The organism is Bacteroidota bacterium, assembly GCA_016722375.1.
Taxonomy (GTDB): Bacteria; Bacteroidota; Bacteroidia; order Chitinophagales; family LD1; genus Bog-950.
Genome location: JADKJG010000003.1, coordinates 38,410 through 56,620, shown reverse-complemented (window position 1 = coordinate 56,620; position 18,211 = coordinate 38,410). Strand labels below are relative to the sequence as shown.

At 42.7% G+C, this 18,211-nt stretch carries 13 protein-coding genes and 1 pseudogene; 11 read left to right on the top strand and 3 right to left on the bottom strand.

Features of this window, described 5'->3' with window-relative positions; translation table 11 throughout:
- The first annotated feature begins 41 nt into the window (after window positions 1-41).
- The 7 genes from ftsH (at window position 42) to IPP77_03915 (ending at window position 8,314) form a co-directional block, all read left to right on the top strand.
- Complete coding sequence (gene ftsH, locus IPP77_03945; GenBank protein MBL0308844.1) at window positions 42-2,117, top strand: ATP-dependent zinc metalloprotease FtsH; 2,076 nt, start codon at window positions 42-44, stop codon at window positions 2,115-2,117.
- 75 nt (window positions 2,118-2,192) lie between these two features.
- Window positions 2,193-2,963, top strand: a complete 771-nt coding sequence (locus IPP77_03940) for an LUD domain-containing protein (GenBank protein ID MBL0308843.1) — start codon at window positions 2,193-2,195, stop codon at window positions 2,961-2,963.
- 34 nt (window positions 2,964-2,997) lie between these two features.
- Window positions 2,998-3,759 (top strand): UDP-2,3-diacylglucosamine diphosphatase, encoded by a 762-nt coding sequence (locus IPP77_03935; GenBank protein MBL0308842.1) that lies wholly within the window; start codon window positions 2,998-3,000, stop codon window positions 3,757-3,759.
- On the top strand, window positions 3,756-4,571 hold the full coding sequence (locus IPP77_03930; GenBank protein ID MBL0308841.1) for a hypothetical protein: 816 nt from the start codon (window positions 3,756-3,758) through the stop codon (window positions 4,569-4,571). The genes IPP77_03935 and IPP77_03930 overlap by 4 nt, the downstream gene beginning before the upstream one ends.
- A gap of 80 nt (window positions 4,572-4,651) precedes the next feature.
- A complete protein-coding gene (gene prfA, locus IPP77_03925; GenBank protein ID MBL0308840.1) occupies window positions 4,652-5,728 on the top strand; it encodes a peptide chain release factor 1 in 1,077 nt (358 codons plus the stop codon).
- Window positions 5,729-5,888: 160 nt separating this feature from the next.
- Window positions 5,889-7,352, top strand: a complete 1,464-nt coding sequence (locus IPP77_03920) for an MBOAT family protein (GenBank protein ID MBL0308839.1) — start codon at window positions 5,889-5,891, stop codon at window positions 7,350-7,352.
- A gap of 350 nt (window positions 7,353-7,702) precedes the next feature.
- Window positions 7,703-8,314, top strand: coding sequence for an SGNH/GDSL hydrolase family protein (locus IPP77_03915; protein MBL0308838.1), 612 nt, complete (start codon window positions 7,703-7,705; stop codon window positions 8,312-8,314).
- A 238-nt stretch (window positions 8,315-8,552) separates the two neighbouring features.
- Here IPP77_03915 and IPP77_03910 read toward each other — a convergent pair whose 3' ends face one another.
- A complete protein-coding gene (locus tag IPP77_03910) occupies window positions 8,553-8,774 on the bottom strand; it encodes a hypothetical protein (GenBank protein ID MBL0308837.1) in 222 nt (73 codons plus the stop codon).
- Between the two features lie 322 nt (window positions 8,775-9,096).
- Between IPP77_03910 and IPP77_03905 the strand changes: the two genes are divergently transcribed.
- Both IPP77_03905 and IPP77_03900 read left to right on the top strand, forming a co-directional pair.
- Complete coding sequence (locus IPP77_03905; protein ID MBL0308836.1) at window positions 9,097-11,037, top strand: DEAD/DEAH box helicase; 1,941 nt, start codon at window positions 9,097-9,099, stop codon at window positions 11,035-11,037.
- An 82-nt stretch (window positions 11,038-11,119) separates the two neighbouring features.
- On the top strand, window positions 11,120-12,412 hold the full coding sequence (locus IPP77_03900) for a carboxypeptidase-like regulatory domain-containing protein (protein MBL0308835.1): 1,293 nt from the start codon (window positions 11,120-11,122) through the stop codon (window positions 12,410-12,412).
- Here the strand turns inward: IPP77_03900 and IPP77_03895 are convergent.
- On the bottom strand, window positions 12,398-13,081 hold the full coding sequence (locus IPP77_03895) for an alpha/beta hydrolase (GenBank protein MBL0308834.1): 684 nt from the start codon (window positions 13,079-13,081) through the stop codon (window positions 12,398-12,400). The two genes, IPP77_03900 and IPP77_03895, sit on opposite strands and share 15 nt — an antisense overlap.
- Window positions 13,082-13,226: 145 nt before the next feature.
- On the opposite strand from IPP77_03895, the gene IPP77_03890 reads away from it, so the two are divergent.
- Window positions 13,227-13,661 carry a hypothetical protein gene (locus tag IPP77_03890; GenBank protein MBL0308833.1) on the top strand — a complete coding sequence of 145 codons (435 nt, stop codon included), beginning with the start codon at window positions 13,227-13,229 and terminating at the stop codon, window positions 13,659-13,661.
- On the opposite strand, the gene IPP77_03885 is transcribed toward IPP77_03890, so the two are convergent.
- Window positions 13,658-16,222 carry a M1 family metallopeptidase gene (locus tag IPP77_03885; GenBank protein ID MBL0308832.1) on the bottom strand — a complete coding sequence of 855 codons (2,565 nt, stop codon included), beginning with the start codon at window positions 16,220-16,222 and terminating at the stop codon, window positions 13,658-13,660. The genes IPP77_03890 and IPP77_03885 overlap by 4 nt on opposite strands.
- A 123-nt stretch (window positions 16,223-16,345) precedes the next feature.
- On the opposite strand from IPP77_03885, the pseudogene paaN reads away from it, so the two are divergent.
- Window positions 16,346-18,006, top strand: a pseudogene (paaN, locus tag IPP77_03880) (phenylacetic acid degradation protein PaaN).
- The last annotated feature ends 205 nt before the right edge of the window (window positions 18,007-18,211 follow it).

Genomic DNA, 18,211 nt, shown 5'->3' with positions numbered 1-18,211 from the left:
AGGCGATTCGTCTGAAAGAAGGATTATAGAAAACTAATATCATGGGGACTGAAGAAAACAAAGAAGAAGTCAAGAAGGGAGACAAAAAGAAGGACAGCAAGAAGAGTGGAACGAAAAAATCTACTCCAAAGTCTTCGTTAGATGGTTCGAAATTCAATTATTTCTGGGTGTATGCCCTGATGTTGCTTTTCGCTTTTTTCATGTTCACTCCTCTTTTCTCTGATAAGCCGAAAGAGTCTAGCGAAACCAAACTTCGCGAGATGTTATTGGCCAATGACGTGGATAAAATTGCCATTGTCAATGATAAGGATGCTGAAATAACGATTAAAGACTCTGCGCTGACGAAAGAGCAATATAAGGACGTTCACCATAGCCGTTTCGGCTCGGTGAATAAGGGACCACATTATTATTTCACGGTAGCCTCTAATGATGCCTTCGACCGGTATATCGATGATTTTTATAAAGATCATACTGATTTGCAAAGACCAGACGTGAAGTATGAAATCCGGCAAGATTGGCTTCGCGACATCTTCCCTTGGGTATTTCCATTAGTACTTCTTGTGCTGTTCTGGGTTTTCATGATGCGCCGCTCCGGTGGTGGTGGCATAGGTGGGCCGGGAGGAAATATTTTCAATATCGGAAAATCAAAAGCCATTTTGTTTGACCGCGATGAAAAGGTCAATCTCACTTTTGACGATGTAGCCGGTTTGGATGAGGCAAAAGTGGAGGTTCAGGAAATTGTCAATTTCCTGAAGAACCCTAAAAAATATACCGCTCTAGGCGGTAAAATCCCCAAGGGTGCTTTATTGATTGGGCCTCCGGGAACCGGCAAAACGCTGATTGCCAAAGCCATGGCAGGCGAGGCACAGGTGCCTTTTTTCAGTATTTCCGGTTCAGATTTTGTTGAAATGTTTGTAGGGGTAGGTGCTTCGCGGGTACGTGATTTGTTCCGCCAAGCAAGAGAAAAAGCTCCTTGTATCATCTTTATTGATGAGATTGATGCGATTGGCAGAGCCAGAGGCAAAAACGTTATTCAGGGAAATGATGAGCGCGAAAACACGCTGAATCAGTTGTTGGTTGAAATGGATGGCTTTAGTTCTGAAAAGGGCGTAATTATAGTAGCCGCGACCAATAGACCGGATGTATTGGATACTGCTTTGTTGCGACCCGGGCGATTCGACCGACAGATTTCAATTGATAAACCCGACCTGAACGGGAGAGAACAAATATTCAAGGTACACCTTAAGAGCATTAAACTAAGTCCGGTTATTGATGCGCATAAGTTAGCGGCATTGACTCCAGGCTTTGTTGGTGCCGACATTGCCAATATCTGCAACGAAGCAGCCTTGATTGCCGCTCGTAACAACAAGACCGAAATTGATATGCAGGACTTTAACGATGCCATTGACCGTGCCGTCGGTGGATTGGAAAAGAAAAACAAGTTGATTTCGCCGGAGGAAAAAAAGATTATTGCCTATCACGAAGCCGGTCATGCTATTTGCGGCTGGTTCTTGGAATATGCTCACCCTTTATTAAAGGTATCCATCATTCCTCGTGGTGTGGCTGCACTTGGATATGCGCAGTATTTGCCCATTGAAAAGTACATCGAACGGCAGGACGAAATGCTGGATAAAATGTGCATGACCTTGGGCGGAAGAGCAGCCGAGAAAATTGTTTTTAATAAAATTTCTACCGGCGCTCAAAATGATTTGGACCATGTAACCAAGATTGCCTACGCGATGGTGTCTATATTTGGAATGAATGAAAAAGTAGGTAATGTATCGTTCTATGACATGCAAAACCAGAACACCTTCAACAAACCATTCAGCGAAGAGACAGCCCGGTTGATTGACGAAGAGTCCAGAAAGATAATAGAAGCAGAGTATGTGCGCGCACAGAACCTGCTCAATTCTAAACGAAAAGAATTGGATGACTTGGCTAATCTCCTGTTGAAAAAGGAAGTGCTGTTTAAAGATGATTTGGAAAGGTTGATTGGCAAAAGGCCTTTTGAAATTGTCGAGAAACCCAGTGAGCAAAACATCATTCAAAACGGCACCGGTGTCGTGTCCACAAACACGGACGTTGAAAATACCCCTGTTGAGAATGAAAAGGTATAATCTTATTGGTTTCTGTCCCCTATTCTAATTTTGGGTTCTGGTAATAAAGCATTCCCAAGAACTAAAAAAAAGACTATGCTGACTCAAGCAACCGGAACCAATATTTTTTCGCGCCTTAAAAATGCCTTTGTATCTTCCGAAGAACTAACTCAAACTGAAACGTTAATGGCAGTAGTTACAGATGTCGAGGAAGCAGAGTATCCTGTGAAGTCATCGCAAAAGGAAGAGGAAAGTATAACCAAAAGAGAAATTGCACTCCGCACCGTACCGGTCAGTGCCCCGCAGGCACCGCGCCCCGATAAAAAAGATTTAGATATTCGTTTTGCCACTAAGTTTATCCAATCGGGTGGCAAATTCATTTTCTGTGAAAGTATCCGGGAGGCCATCTACGGCATTCGGATGTTGAAGGAAGAGCAGGGATGGGCACATGTTTTTTGTTGGGAGAATGAAATTAAAGATGCTTTTGCCGAAAACAACTTCCAGAAAGGAGCCATTGGATATACGATAGAAAATTCTGATGCCGCTATTTCCCTCTGTGAATTGTTGGTGGCTGACGAGGGTATCGTGATACTCAATCCCAAGCAAGCATCTAGAAGAAGACTTCCCTGTTTTCCAAAAACACATATTATCATTACCGACGTGTCTCATCTTACAGCAAGTGAGGCAGAAGGACTTGAAATATTTCACAAAATGCACAAAGGGGAATTACCTTCCATCGTAAAATTGGACGCTTGTAATAAGGGCCACTTCTATGATAAGAAACGTCTGATTCTGAACGCAGAAGGTCCGGAAAATGTATATATTTTCCTGATTGACGAAATTATCCCCCCTTCTCTTCGGCCCTAATCAGGATCATTACAATAATCCTATTTTTATCCCAATGACCTTTGGGAAGAAAATCTATTTTGCCTCTGACCTTCATTTGGGTGTACCCGATGAAAAATCCAGCTCGGAACGAGAGAAAGTTTTTATAAGCTGGCTGGAGGAGATAAAAGGGGAGGCGCAAGAGATATTTATCATTGGTGATATTTTCGACTTCTGGCATGAATATCAGACCGTTATTCCCAAAGGGTTTGTTCGATTACAAGGGAAAATTGCCGAATTAACTGATGCCGGAATACCCGTCAATTTCTTCACCGGAAACCACGATATGTGGATGTTCGGCTATTTTGAAAAAGAGTTGGGGGTGAAGGTGTTTCGAGAACCTGTTCAGCGGGAGTTCAATGGAAAGAAATTCTACATCGGGCACGGTGATGGCTTAGGGCCGGGAGACCGTGGCTACAAATTTATCAAAAAGGTTTTTTCAAATCCCATTTGTCAGTTTGTTTTTCGATGGCTGCATCCCGATTTGGGAATAAAGTTGGCTGCTTTCTTTTCCTATAAAAGTAGGTTTGGTTTGAAGGGAGATAAAAAGGTGCTAGAACATTTTAAAGGAGAAGAGGGAGAGTGGCTCGTTCAATATGCGCGTGATATGTTAAAGAAAGAACACTTCGATTACTTTATATTCGGACATCGGCACCTCCCTTTGGATATAGTTTTAAGTCCGGAAAGCCGTTATATCAATACCGGTGATTGGCTGGACTATAACAGCTATGCCGAATTTGATGGAAAAAATATGGAGCTGAAATACTTTAGAAAGTGAGTGTCGTAAAATCAGAGATTGGTCGCTTTTATCGCAAGATTACCGTACGGTGGCTATTGTTTGTCGTATTTGTAATCACCACATCCTTTTCTTTTGTCGCCACGTATGAAACAAAGGCAAACTTGATTGCGGTAGATAGCTTCAGTAACTTCTATGCCATGTCTGATAACCGGCTACAAAAATTTTCTACAGACGGTAAATTTCTTTATCGGTACGAAGAATACCGTTTTGGAAAGTTTGGAACGCTCGATGTTACCAACCCTTTGAAAATTATGGTTTTTTATCCTGATTTTATGACCGTGACGACTCTTGATCGGTTCTTGGCTCCTATCACCACCTATAACTTTTTCAATCTCGGTTATCAAAACATCACCGCTATTGCTTCATCTACAGACAATCGGCTGTGGTTCTATGATAACGTAGATTTTAAATTGAAGAAGATAGATGAAGCCGGAAAGATTTTTCGGGAAAGCCAACCGCTGAATATAATTATCGGCGAAGCCCCTTCGCCAAACTTTATTATAGAAAAGGATAACAGAGTATATGTGAACGACCCCGAAATAGGCATCCTGGTGTTCGACCTGTTCGGCGGCTATTCTAAAACCATTCCACTTAAAGGGTTGAAAAAATTCCAAATTCTAAAAGAACAGGTCATCTATTTCGAAAACAATTCCATCAACTCTTATAATCCGACAACATTTGAAAGTGTAGCCTTGGCTTTGCCCGACACCTCCAATATTCAACAAGCCGTTCTGGAAAAAGATTGTCTCGGAATTTTAAAGAAAGACCATATTGATTTCTATAAATACTGAGCCGGAATTTGAAAGAAGTTCTTTCGTCAATTCGGTTATTTTTGCCCGCCTTAAAATCAACAAGTTAGCGCTCCATTTCCATGTTTAGTCAGTTAGAAAATATCAAAGGGAAGTTCATTGAAATGGGTAAAACCCTCAGTGACCCTGCTGCTATGGTGGATATGAAACGCTATGCCCAATTGAACAAGGAGTATCGAGAGTTGGAGAAAGTGGTGGCGGTGTATGAGCAATACCGTCTTGTTTTAAGCAATATAGAAACCAATAAGCAAATTATCGCCACAGAAAGCGATGAGGATTTCAGAGAGCTTGCCAAGAATGATTTAACAACACTTGAACCACAAAAAGAAAAAATTGAGGAAGAATTGAAGTCTCTTTTGGTTCCTAAAGAGCCCGAAGACGATCGGGATGTATTGCTTGAAATTAGAGCCGGTACTGGCGGAGATGAAGCCGGCATTTTTGCAGGTGATTTGGCGCGTATGTACACGCGATATTGTGAAACCCTGGGCTGGAAAGTCTCTGTGGTTAATGCAAGCGATGGTTCGGCAGGTGGCTATAAGGAAGTTGTTCTTGAGGTAAACGGCGATACGGTGTATGGCCGATTGAAATTTGAATCTGGGGTTCATCGCGTACAGCGTATTCCTGAAACAGAGGCGAAAGGTCGGGTACATACTTCTGCAGTCACCGTAGCTGTTCTGCCCGAAGCCGATGAAGTGGAGATTTACATTAATCCTGCTGATATAAGATTAGACGTGTTCCGTGCTTCTGGAGCCGGAGGTCAACACGTAAATAGAACAGAAAGCGCTGTTCGTTTGACGCACGTTCCCACCAACACAGTAGTAGAATGTCAGGCTGAGCGCTCGCAACATAAGAATAGAGAACAGGCGATGAAGATGCTCAAAACCCGTATCTATGAAGCAGCAGTGCGCAAACACGAAGATGAAATTGCGGCCCGCCGTAAAACCCTAGTCTCTACCGGCGACCGGTCTGCTAAAATCCGTACCTATAATTATCCTCAGGGTAGAATTACTGACCACCGCATAAACCTCTCCGTCTATAACTTAGAAGTGTTTATGAATGGTGATATTGGTGAAATGATTGATGCGCTGGCGGTGGCAGAACAATCAGAAAAACTGAAGGAAGGGAACTTGGCGTTTTAGATAGTCCAGAAAGCCGAAATTGGCTGACTCGATTTGAATTATTTCACACAAAAAAGGTTCGCATTGGCGACATTACCCTCCTCCATTAGTTAAAATAACTATTGTTGTAGCATGATGCTATTAATTTTCTTCATTCTATAGGGACTTAAGCGGTTTCACAATGCTTTTTAATTCCCTTGATTACGCACTTTTCTTACCGATAGTCTTTATTCTCTATTGGTTTGTCACCAACAAGTCATTGCGGCTACAAAACATAATGCTTCTGACAGCGAGCTATTTTTTTTATGGCTGTTGGAATTGGAAATTCCTTTTTCTATTGGCCTTTTCTACGTTCTTAGATTATTACACCGGAATTAAAATCAAGGATTCTGAATCTAATCGGGTTCGAAGAGTTTGGCTTACAATAAGTGTAGTCGTGAATCTAGGTTTTCTCGGACTCTTTAAATACTACAACTTCTTTGCAGAATCCTTTGCCGATCTTTTGCAATCAATAGGTTTTCAGGCACACTTTTCCACCCTCAGCGTCATCCTGCCTGTAGGAATATCATTCTATACCTTTCACGGACTATCTTACGTCTTTGATATCTATTATGACCGTATCAAGCCCACTAGGAATTGGGTGGACTATAGCCTGTTTGTATCTTTTTTTCCCCTTTTGGTGGCCGGGCCTATTGAACGCGCCACCCACTTGCTGCCTCAGGTAAAAGCGAAAAGAAATTTTGATTATTCCAAGGCGATAGATGGCCTGCGGCAAATCCTCTGGGGGCTTTTTAAAAAAATTGTAATTGCAGATAACTGTGCAACGTATGCCAACATGATTTTCAATCACCCTTCGGACTATTCCGGTGCAACTATGGTACTGGGGGCATTGTTTTTCACCTTCCAAATCTACTGTGACTTTTCCGGATATTCGGATATTGCTTTAGGCACGGCCCGCTTGCTGGGATTTGAGCTGTTACAGAATTTTGCATTCCCCTATTTTTCAAGAGACATTGCAGAGTTTTGGCGGCGATGGCATATATCTTTATCGAGTTGGTTTCGAGATTATGTCTATATCCCCTTAGGGGGAAGTAAGGTCGGCACTTGGATGAAAGTTCGCAATATCTTTGTTATTTTCTTGCTCAGTGGCTTCTGGCATGGAGCTAATTGGACCTTCCTTGTTTGGGGAGGATTGAATGCGCTTTACTTTTTACCCTTGCTGCTTTCTAACCGCAACCGCACTCATCTTCAAACAGTGGCACAAGGGAAGTGGTTTCCATCTATCAAAGAACTATTGCAAATGGCGATAACCTTTGGTCTGACTGTTTTTGCCTGGATATTTTTTCGTGCCGCCAGCCTGACCGCAGCCTTGGCTTATATAGAAAGTATGTTTCAGGGCCTATTCCACAAATCAGCATACATTAACTCTATCAATTTTCTGGTTTGGCGAATGTCTTGGTCACTCCCAATCTTCATCTTCTTGTTTATCATCATTGAATGGATAGGGCGTGAGCAAAAATATGCATTAGAAAAACTGGGCTTGGGTTGGTGGCGGCCAATCCGCTGGGGGCTTTATTACTTAATCCTGATGTCTATCTATCTATGGGGGGGTAGCGAGCAACAGTTTATTTATTTTCAGTTCTAAACATGAAGCGGTTCTTAGTTCTTTTTGTTGTTTTTTCGACATGTGTAATTTTAATTACGGCAGGGACAATTGGTATAGTAAAGTCCCTAATAGCAAACGGGCATTATTTTTCAATAGATAAGAAGGTACATTATTTATTTTTAGGAGACTCTCAATTTGAGTGTGCATTTAACGATTCCCTAATTGGCCATTCACAAAACATATCTAATTCGGGAGAGGCCTATTTATATCGGTATTTTAAGGCAACAAAATTAGCGGATAACAATCCCCAATTACAGGTAGTTTTTATTGTATTTTCCAATAACTCAATTGCAGCTTGGGGTGATAAATGGGTTTGGGATGATAATTTCATGAATGGTCATTACGTCAAATATGCCCCTCTTTTAACCAAGAAAGAGTATCAAATATTGCTCCCGAAAAAGTCCAAAACCATTCTGAACCTCGAATCCGTCAGTTTACTAAAGAACATTCAGTTTCTTGCCGGCAAAGAGAGCAGCTATATCTCCTATTCCAAGTGGGGTAAGTATTTGCCCAATGTCAAAAGCAATATGGACTCCTTGCTTCGCCTGCCTGCAAAAAATGATTCATTATACTCATCAGGTGAACTATCTGATATTAGTATTAGCTACTTAGAAAAAACCGTTGCTCATTTAAAGAATAAACAAATAAAAGTTGTGTTGGTAAGAACACCTCTACATCCCCTCTCGCTCACCTTGAAAAATGAAAGTAGCATTCAACATTTCAGAAAAGAAAGACTGTCAGATGTTGATTTTATAGATTTCAAAGACTTTCCTTCCAACAATAATGACCGTGCTGACTATATGCACCTAAACTATCGCGGCGCACGAAAATTCTCAATATTTTTCAATAATCTTCTTCAACAAGGTCTACTTGACTCTGTTGACAAACAAGCATTCATCAACCAGCAAATGGAACTGCTAAAAGACTCTGAGCATCGCTGATAGTTGTTATTTCGCCCTCGCATAGTCTCGTTTCGGACTTGGCGGCGGGGAAATTCTGGTACCCTAAACTCCATCAAGGGCGAAAACCACCCATTTCACGTAACAAAATACTCTAATTTGGTTGTTCTGCTCGTAACCGCCTATCCCGCAAACGATTATCAACAATAATCCCCGGAATATCGATAATAATCCCCCGATACTTAATCAATTTCCCCGCTTTAGCGGTTAAAGAAGCCGCTTAATCAATCACATCTTCGGGTATCTTAATCATAGTAGCCGCTATATTGATTAAGTCATTCGCTATATTAATCACAAGAGCCACTTTCTTAATCATAAGCGCGGCATTCTTAATCATATCTTCCGCTATCTTGATCAAAGCGGTTGCTTTCTTAATCATACTATCCGCTATCTTGATCAAACCTTTCGATGTTTTAATCAAATCAGCGGCTATCTTAATCATATCCCAACAAGGTTTACCGGTGTTCCACAGCTTCAGAATTAGTTATTCCTATCACGGAAATAAGGGAGGCTGGGCTACAGATAAGAAGTATAATGCGGTCTTTTTAATAGCCGAGAATTCGCTTAAAATTGCATTTCATGTAAAACTATCGCTGGATTTACTATCTTCGCGCCCTTATTATTTAAAACGTCATCAGAACGATGGCGGGATATCTGGTTCAGCGTTGATAATCTCTCATGGTTATCGCTTCGTTCCCTACCTTTGGTCGGGATTCCTTTCTCAGATGGCTCATTGGCGTTCGAACTGACACAAAAACTTTATCATGGAAAAATTTAAAGCACTCGGCTTGAGTGAGAATGTATTGTCTGCATTGCAGAAAAAAGGATGGGAGCAACCATCGCCTATTCAGGAAAAAACTATTCCGCTATTGCTCAGCGGAGCTAAAGACATTGTTGGACAGGCTCAAACCGGTACCGGTAAGACAGCGGCTTTCGGCCTTCCGCTGATTGAAAAACTGGACGACAACTCCAAAAATGTTCAGGCACTGATTCTTTGCCCTACTCGCGAATTAGCGATACAGGTGGCGGAGGAAATCAGTTCTTATAAAGGAGACAAGAAGTTCTCGGTTCTGCCGGTTTATGGCGGGCAGAGCTATGTCATTCAGGAGCGAGGTCTCAAGCGGGGCTCGCAGATCGTAGTGGGAACACCCGGTCGTATCCGCGATTTGATAGATAAGAGAACGCTGAAGTTGGAGCATGTGACACACGTGGTGTTGGATGAGGCTGATGAAATGCTGAACATGGGTTTTGAAGAAGAGGTACGCGAAATTTTGAAGAGCGTCCCAGCCGAAAGAAGAATGCTTCTTTTCAGTGCTACGATGCCCGCACAAATTTTGCGATTGGCAAAAAACTTCATGAAGGATTATGACCTCGTGGAGGTAAAAAAGGAACAGGTAACCTCAGATCTTACGGAACAAATTTATTTTGAAGTCCGCGAAAGCGAAAGGTTTGAAGCCCTCTCAAGAATCATTGATGTAGAGCCTGATTTTTACGGCATCATTTTTTGCAGAACCAAAATCGAAACCGATCAGGTAGCTCATAAGCTAAACGACCGGGGCTACGAGGCAGAGGCGATGCACGGTGATGTATCGCAAAGTCAGCGCGAATTGATTATCAAGAAATTCAAGGCAAAGAAGGCCACTATACTAGTTGCAACTGACGTAGCTGCTAGAGGAATTGACGTAAATGATTTGACACACGTTATTAACTATAATCTTCCTCAAGATCCGGAGGCCTATGTACACCGTATCGGCAGAACCGGTCGTGCAGGGAAGCAGGGAACTGCAATCACTTTTATCACACCTCACGAATTTCGTGAATTACTTTTCATTCAGAAAATTGCAAGAGCAACCATTAAGAAAGAAAACGTGCCAACGGTAAAAGACGTTGTGGCCACGAAGAGAAAGCGAATGAAGGCTGACATCATGGAAATGATTGACAGCGGTGGATATCAAGAATATGTGGATATGGCTCATGAGTTGATAGATGAAGGACAGACCGCTGAACGGGTGGTCGCTGCTCTATTGAAATACACATTTAAAGATGAATTGAAGGAAGACTCCTATCGGGAAATAAGTGAAAGCAGAGGCGGTTCTGTAGATATCAAAGGAACAGCACGTTTATTTGTGGCTCTCGGCAGGGAGCAAGGATACAATCCGGCAACGCTGACGAAATTTTTAGAAGAGGAAGGAACTATTAACCAAAGTGCCATTAAGGATATAAAGGTTTATGATAAGTTCTCCTTCATTACCGTAAGTTTTGTTGAGGCAGAACAATTGTTGGCGGTGTTCAGCAAAAATAAAGCTGGAAGAAAGCCACTGATTACTAAAGCGAAGGAACGCGATAGTGGCGGCGGCAGCGGCAGATCGTTCGGCGGCGGTGGCGGTCATCGGACAAATAATAGCGACGAAAGGAGAGAAAAAAGTTTCGATGATAAACCTTCTGGCAGAGGAGATCGGAAGCCCTTTGGAGAAAAGAAGCAATTCTCAGGAAAGCCTGATTTCAGAAAGCCTAAACCTGAGACGGCGGTATCGAACGTAGCACAGCCTACTGAAAACAAACCTGCTCGCAAAAGGACTAATAAAATGACAGACTATTTAGAAAAGCCCGCTTCTCCGGAAAATGAAAAGCCCGGTAAGAAAAAAAATGACTCCTCCGTTGTGGATGAGTTCATGAAAAAATTTGATGACGATTTGAGCTGGTAAGACCAGTTTGACAGTAACTCGGTCAGAAAATTAGGCAGTAGGCGAAGGCTTACTGCCTTTTTTGTTTCTTTGAAACGAGTTCGTGAAAATAAAAAGGGGTGAAGAAACGTTTATGAAGGGTATGAAGTGCATGTTTTCGATGATGGCATTGTTTTCTATTTCTCTTGTATTTGCACAAGACAACGTGTTGTTAAAGGGATATGTTCTTGATAAGGAGAATAGCCAGCCACTATCATTAGCCGCAGTACAAATAAAGAATTCCCAATTAGGTGCGTTGACCGAAGACAATGGTTATTTTGAATTGCCACTTCCCAAAAGTAGCCTGACAGATTCTCTTAGGATTTCCTTCATTGGCTACGAAGCCAAAACCATTTCTGTTTCAGATTACCAAGCCAAAGACACCCTTAGAATCATTCTTGAAACTCAAGTAGCAACCAAAGACGAAGTGGTAGTTACCGCCATGAATGCCCGTGGTGTTTTGTTAAAGGCGATTGATAACCTGCGAAAAAACATATACACCGACTCCATTATTCAGCGGGGCTTATACAGACAATATCATAAAGAGAATGGAAAATATGTTCGCCTGATTGAGGCGGATGTGAGCATAGCATTTAATACGAAGTCGCCCTATAAATATTCTTTTCACGAATTGATTCAAACGAATAAAGTCCGGAGAAGTGAGAACTTTGAAACCAACGGCGATATTCATGGAGATCACTTAACAGACCTGTTGAAGGAAAACCCTTTCAGCTATAATAAGGGGACTCTTTTGAACCCAAAGATGTTGGATTTCCTTTCTCCTAAGTTTGAAAGCGAGGATTCGGCTCAGTATATTATACGGACGCAATACAAAGATAAGAGCAGTGCAAAACTGGAAAAAGCGAAATTTTGGATACAGAAGGAGACCTTTGCCATTTTAAAAATCGAAATAGAGAAATTTCCTAACCCATATTACGTCCGGTCTCGTTATGAATTAGATAGCCGATGGAAATTAGTGAATGAAAGTGATGTCATTATTTTGAAAAATATTGGCGGAAAATATTTTGTCACCTCCTTGCAAAGAACATATAACCATCACGTGCTAAACCGGCAAACCGGTCAGGTAGATTTTATTGTAGAAGAAGTGTTTGAGCTTTATTTTGATGAATTCACCACTAAGAATGTAGGTGAAATTCTGACAAAGGGGAATTTTTTAAGCATGTCCAGCCTGTATGATAGCTACTACAAATACGATGAAAATTTTTGGAAGACCTACTCGATGGTCAACTTACATAAAACACCGTCAGAACTGACCATTGATCTGGATAAAGTGAAGAACCTGAACCTCCAATTTCGTGACGCAGGTAAAATAATTCCAGCCTCAGACAAAAAATGATTTTATCTCCTGCTCTAAAAGAGTCAATGGCACTTGTTCTATAGGGTGACCAACACCGGGATAGAGTTTCAATTCAGAATTCTTCAACAAGCGGTGCACATAATCTGTTTCTTCAAGAGTAACCATCTTGTCCTTTTCACCCAAACCTAAAAGAACAGGACATGCAATTTTGATAAAATCCTGATCGTCGAGATGCGTATGAGCAAGATCTTTCATGAGCAAAGCAGTTTTACTCATCATGCTTTTCCATTCATGTTCGCCGTGGCGTTCAGCCAAATCCTTGGCGAAGGATGGAACCTTTTCAACCACCACTTCAGGGTTGAGCATTTTAATTTCCTTTTCTGCTTCCTCTGCGCTCCACTTCAGTTTGGTGCCGAGCGTAAGTATCCTGTTCACTCTTTCAGGATAAAACCGCGCCAGCCACAAGGCCACATATCCTCCCATACTGTATCCGAAAATATCCATACTTTGAATGTATCTCTCGTTCATCCAGTCCAACACCTCATGAGAAAAATTCTGTATGGTGAAAGCATGATGATGAGAGCTTGCCTTTCCATGCCCGGAGAAATTAATACTATGCGTATGATACAAGGCACTCAAATCCGATTCTAATTCAGCAAACTGATCTTTTGAGCCCAAGGCTCCATGTAAAAGCAGCAATTCTTTCATGGATGCAAGTTAAAAAACCAGAAAGAGTTTGACAAAAGATTATTTGGACGTTATATTGGACTATGAACAAAAAAGTAAGAAAAACAACCACTATATACCTTTGGATAACATCCATATTTGCGGTGGCAGAATAATATCAAGGATTATGTTGAATAATTATAAAGAGATGTTTAAGGGGGTGATTTGTTTGTTTGCAGCTTTCAGTAGTATCGGTATGTCTGCTCAAATCCCGGACTATAAGATGACGTCTACAGATGAGGAGTTTACTATTGAAGTAGTCAGAGAAGAAAAAACCGTTAGCGTAATTATTCAATTCCCCCATCCTGAGAACTATCATCACGTGCTAGTGGAGCGGCTGATGGGGGAACCTTCTCAGTTCCGCCAATGTGCTTACCTCGATCAAAAAATGCTCACGACCTCTGAAAACGGAGCTATTAGTGTCGTTGATTTACATCCTTCCAAAACAGTTGATGACTCCTTCTATCGGCTCAGAACAATAAGTATTGAGAATATAGAACGCGTCTATCCTTCCCTCCGTCTTCCTTCCGGAAAGGGGGTCAAAACAGTTTCTTTAAATTAATTCTTTTCCGGCTCGCTCGTTTTTGTCAGCTTCTCCAAACCGCTATTTGCTGCGCGTATGATTGCCTCGTAATTTGATATAAGCTCCGGCGAGTCGTCTTTGGTATTTTTCTTTCGCTCTTCAAAGGACTTTACAATTCTTTTCAGCGCGCCCTTTGCTCCTCCCTTCACCAAAACATTTTCAGAATTATTCCCTTCGGCAGTAATCGTTTCAATTCCCGACAGCACCATCTCTTTGTTCATGCGGATAAGAAAGTTCGCATAATAATACAGCGAAGTATATTTCCCGATACCCGATGATTGGCGAAGTTTGCTCTCGAAAAACGTTTGATAAGTAGAATCTCCGTTCTTCGAAAATATATCTGCTACCGCAGCCGCCAATGAATTGTTTTTTTCATTTTCCAGTGTTCTTGCTGTAGCCAGTGCTTTAATAGAATCTACAGCACTCAACGCCTTTAGTGCAGCAGAAGCCACATCATAGGAACTATCTGTCGCGGCAGATGCAAATACCGTTGCATACTCTTTAGACCGGCTGCTTTTGCTCAATTTTTCGATGGCTGCTGCCCGAACTCTGCTTGACTTATCATTCTTAGCCATGCTTTCAATCGTTGACCATGCCGCATCTTCTTTAGATAATGTCAGTTTTCTAATCGCAAACTCACGGAGGTAAAAAAAATGGTCATTCAAAGCCAATATCATCACCTGTTTCGCCGTGTCATTCTGCTTTTGGCTTTCAGCCAAAGCGTTAAGCGCTTCTCGTCTTTGGTCGAACAAGGGGGCATGCTTATACTGAAACACATACTCTTCCAAATTCTTATTCTCTTTTTTCTCACACAACAAGGCCCGATCGGAAGCAAAATCAATTAAGTCCGGCTTTCCTTTTGCTTTGAACGAAAACTCCTCGGCCTTCTTTTTTATAACTACATCATAAGCAGTCATCTGGTTGCCATACCACACTCCAATCTTAGCGGGCAATTGATAAACCAACCCTTTGCCGTTGCTTTGTTTTTGTTCAATCGCCACATAGACGCTGTCGTTCTCATAACGATATTTAATATCCAGCACCGGATGCCCGGAATTCATGAACCACTGATTGAAAAACCAGTTCATATCCTTGCCGGTCACCTCTTCAAATGCCAATCGCAACTGTGCCAACTCCACCGGCTTAAACTGATTGGTTTTCAGATAGAGTTCCAGCGATTTAAAGAAGGCATCATCGCCTACCGTTTTTCGGAGAGAATGAAGAATCAATCCACCCTTCTCATAACTGTGCCGGTCAAACATTTCTTCCCGATTATCATAATAATACCGGATCATATCTACATTCTTGGCCCGCGCTTCGCTTATATACAACTCATAATTTTCGTAGGCTTTATAATCAGCAAAATCTCTGCCGTACTTGTATTCATTCCACAGGTATTCTCCATAGGTTGCAAAAGATTCATTCAGTGGAATATTGCTCCAACTTTCAGTAGTCACCAAATCTCCAAACCATTGATGAAACAATTCATGGCTAATCACATCTTCATAAGTTTCATCCAACAACTCGCGAGGATTGCGCTGCATAAACTCTCCATGAATCGTCGCCGTAGTGTTTTCCATCGCACCGCTCACATAGTCTCTTACCACCATCTGCGCATACTTCTGCCAGGGATAATCAAACTGCAACTTCTGACTGAAAAACTCCATCATCTCCGGCGTGTTGCCAAAAATCTGTTTGGCATAAGGCGCATAACTCTTCTCTACGTAATAATTGACCGGCACGTCGCGCCACCGATCTTGAATGACCGCAAAATCTCCAATCGCCATCATGATCAAATACGGAGCGTGTGGCAAATCCATCTTCCAATAATCCGTCACGGTGCTGTCATTCACCGGGTTAGAAGAAATAAGTGTACCGTTACTCAGGCTCAAATATTTCTTTGGGTGTGTGATATAGATTTCATCCGTTTGTTTCTGATTCGGCTTGTCAATAGTCGGAAACCAACAGGAGTTAGATTCTGTTTCTCCCTGCGTCCATATCTGAATCGGTTTGGTGGTGTCCGTTCCCAGTGGATTGATAAAGTATAACCCTTTATCGTCTGAAATCGCAGCGCTTCCGCTGCTTTTGCGTTCATTGGGTTTGGCCGTGTAATCAATAAATATTTTCAACCGATCGTTGCGCGTATATTCTTTGTTCAGTGTAATCTTCAATTCCAACGAATCGTATGTGAAAGCCAAACCCTCGCGCGAATTTTCGCCGCTCACCACACTCACCTCTTTAATATCAAACTGTTTGGCATCCAGCACCAATTCTTTTTGAGGATAGAAATGGGGTTTGAGCGTAATCGTCGCCTTTCCATACAAATATTGCTTCTGATAATCAGGCGTAACTTCCAGTTTGGTATGGATCAGGTCAAAATCTTTAGTCGCACTGGCGCGATAAGGATTCTCCCTCGAAGCGGTGATTTCAATGGCAGGCAGGTTTTGCTCCGCTGCATTTTTCAGGGCTTTTTTAGAAGTAGAACAAGCGGCCACCCACAACAGCAGGAAGGCAAAGGCAGGGGTTTTCAACTGCATCATGGTTTGGTTTCTGTCGGGTGTAAAAGTATCAAAAGTCCCAAGCCGATGAGGATGACCTGTCCTCCCTTCCCGCTTTTTCTATCTTCACGCCCTCAATTTTCAAAACGATTAAAGATTCATTTTATGTCCGCTACTCAACTTGCCAGCAACAAAGAAATCATCGAAAAAGCAATCAAAGCTATTCATGAACGCACTTTCTACGCCCAATATCCCGAACATCCAAAAGCCTATGGTGAAGAAGCCCCCAAGAAAGGGCAAGATGATTTCAATAATCAACTTGGCAAATCTTTCACAGGTCTTCGACAACTCAACCCCGTTGCCTGGGCAGGAGAAGAAGTTTCTCCATACACCAAAAAATCATTGGGCATCACCTATCCCATCTTCGATGTAGAAACCCTCATCGTTCGTGCTGGCACGGCCTTCTCCGACTGGAAAAAAGTAAGCATAGATACTCGCGCCGATATTTTGGTAGATGCACTGGAAAGAATCAAGAACCGCTTCTTCGAAATCGCCTACGCCACACAACACACCACCGGACAAAGTTTCGTCATGAGCTTTCAGGCCTCCGGCCCTCATGCCAACGACCGCGCGCTCGAAGCCCTTGCTATGGGTTACGAAGAACTGAAACGCTTCCCTGCCAACGTCACTTGGGAAAAACCGATGGGCAAAGTATCCGTCAAGTTGGAAAAAACTTTCAAAGCCATTCCCAAGGGAATTGGACTGGTGATTGGCTGTTCTACCTTCCCTACTTGGAATTCCGTCCCCGGCCTCTTCGCCTCGCTCATCACCGGCAACACCGTCATCGTCAAGCCACATCCCAAATCGGTTTACCCTATGGCGATTGTCGTTGCTGAGATTCAAAACGCACTCCAAGCCAAAGGCATCAACATCAATGTTTGCCAACTGGCCGTGGACAATTCCACCAATCTCATCACCAAACAATTAGCCGAACATCCCTTAGTAAAACTCATTGACTACACCGGCGGCTCTGCCTTCGGAAATTATATCCAATCCCTTCCCAACAAAACCACCTTCACCGAAATGGCTGGTGTCAACTCCGCCATTCTCGATTCCGTGCAAGATTTGAAAGCAGTGATGCAAAACCTCTCTTTCGCTGTTTCACTTTATAGCGGACAAATGTGCACCGCTCCACAAAACTTCTTTATCCCTGCCGGTGGCATCAAAGAAGGCGACAAATTAATCTCCTATGAAGAGGTGAAGAAAGCACTCACCGATGCCATCTCCGGCATCGCCGCTCACCCTCAAATGGGACCCGCACGCTCGGAGCCATTCAAAATGAAGCGACCATCAAGCGCGTCGAATCCGTCAAAGACCTCGATGCCAAAATCCTCGTCCAGCCCACCAAAGTCGCCAACGCCGAGTTCCCCGATGCACGCACCTGCTCACCGGTCGTCCTCGAAGTAGATGCCAGAGACATCGGCATTTATGAAAATGAACTTTTTGGCCCCATCGTCCTCCTCATCAAAACCAAAGACACCGCTCAGTCCGTCGAACTGGCAAAAGAAATGGCCGCCAAACACGGCGCCATTACCTTCGCTGCCTACTCCACCGACGAAGCCACCACCAACATGATTCTCGAAGAGATGGAATCCGTATTTGTCCCCGTGTCCCTCAACCTGACCGGCATGATTTGGGTGAACCAACACGCCACCTTCAGCGACTTCCACGTCACTGGTGGCAACCCCGCCGGCAACGCCTCCTTCACCAACCCCGAATACGTCAACAAACGTTTTGTTTGGGTGGGGCATAGAAGAGTGGCATAGATAAAGTAGTCCGTCTTCTTGATGATTAAACTTTGACAACTTTTAGAAAGTTGTCAAAGTTTAAAGTCCAAACTGTCTTTGTCGGGCTATTACTACACCCATTCCACACTCCCCTTCCCCTCTTTTATATCTCCATTTCAAAACCAACCTTTGGCAATCTCCAAATTGAGGCAAATTGGCCAAATTCTACAAAATTGACGCAAAA

What these genes read in the sequence shown, in the direction of transcription:
- ftsH (MBL0308844.1), top strand. Translation starts at nt 42, where the DNA reads ATGGGGACTGAAGAAAACAAAGAAGAAGTCAAGAAGGGAGACAAAAAG.
- IPP77_03940 (MBL0308843.1), top strand. Translation starts at nt 2,193, where the DNA reads ATGCTGACTCAAGCAACCGGAACCAATATTTTTTCGCGCCTTAAAAAT.
- IPP77_03935 (MBL0308842.1), top strand. Translation starts at nt 2,998, where the DNA reads ATGACCTTTGGGAAGAAAATCTATTTTGCCTCTGACCTTCATTTGGGT.
- prfA (MBL0308840.1), top strand. Translation starts at nt 4,652, where the DNA reads ATGTTTAGTCAGTTAGAAAATATCAAAGGGAAGTTCATTGAAATGGGT.
- IPP77_03920 (MBL0308839.1), top strand. Translation starts at nt 5,889, where the DNA reads ATGCTTTTTAATTCCCTTGATTACGCACTTTTCTTACCGATAGTCTTT.
- IPP77_03915 (MBL0308838.1), top strand. Translation starts at nt 7,703, where the DNA reads ATGAATGGTCATTACGTCAAATATGCCCCTCTTTTAACCAAGAAAGAG.
- IPP77_03910 (MBL0308837.1), bottom strand. Translation starts at nt 8,774, where the DNA reads ATGATTAAGATAGCCGCTGATTTGATTAAAACATCGAAAGGTTTGATC.
- IPP77_03905 (MBL0308836.1), top strand. Translation starts at nt 9,097, where the DNA reads ATGGAAAAATTTAAAGCACTCGGCTTGAGTGAGAATGTATTGTCTGCA.
- IPP77_03895 (MBL0308834.1), bottom strand. Translation starts at nt 13,081, where the DNA reads ATGAAAGAATTGCTGCTTTTACATGGAGCCTTGGGCTCAAAAGATCAG.
- IPP77_03890 (MBL0308833.1), top strand. Translation starts at nt 13,227, where the DNA reads ATGTTGAATAATTATAAAGAGATGTTTAAGGGGGTGATTTGTTTGTTT.
- IPP77_03885 (MBL0308832.1), bottom strand. Translation starts at nt 16,222, where the DNA reads ATGATGCAGTTGAAAACCCCTGCCTTTGCCTTCCTGCTGTTGTGGGTG.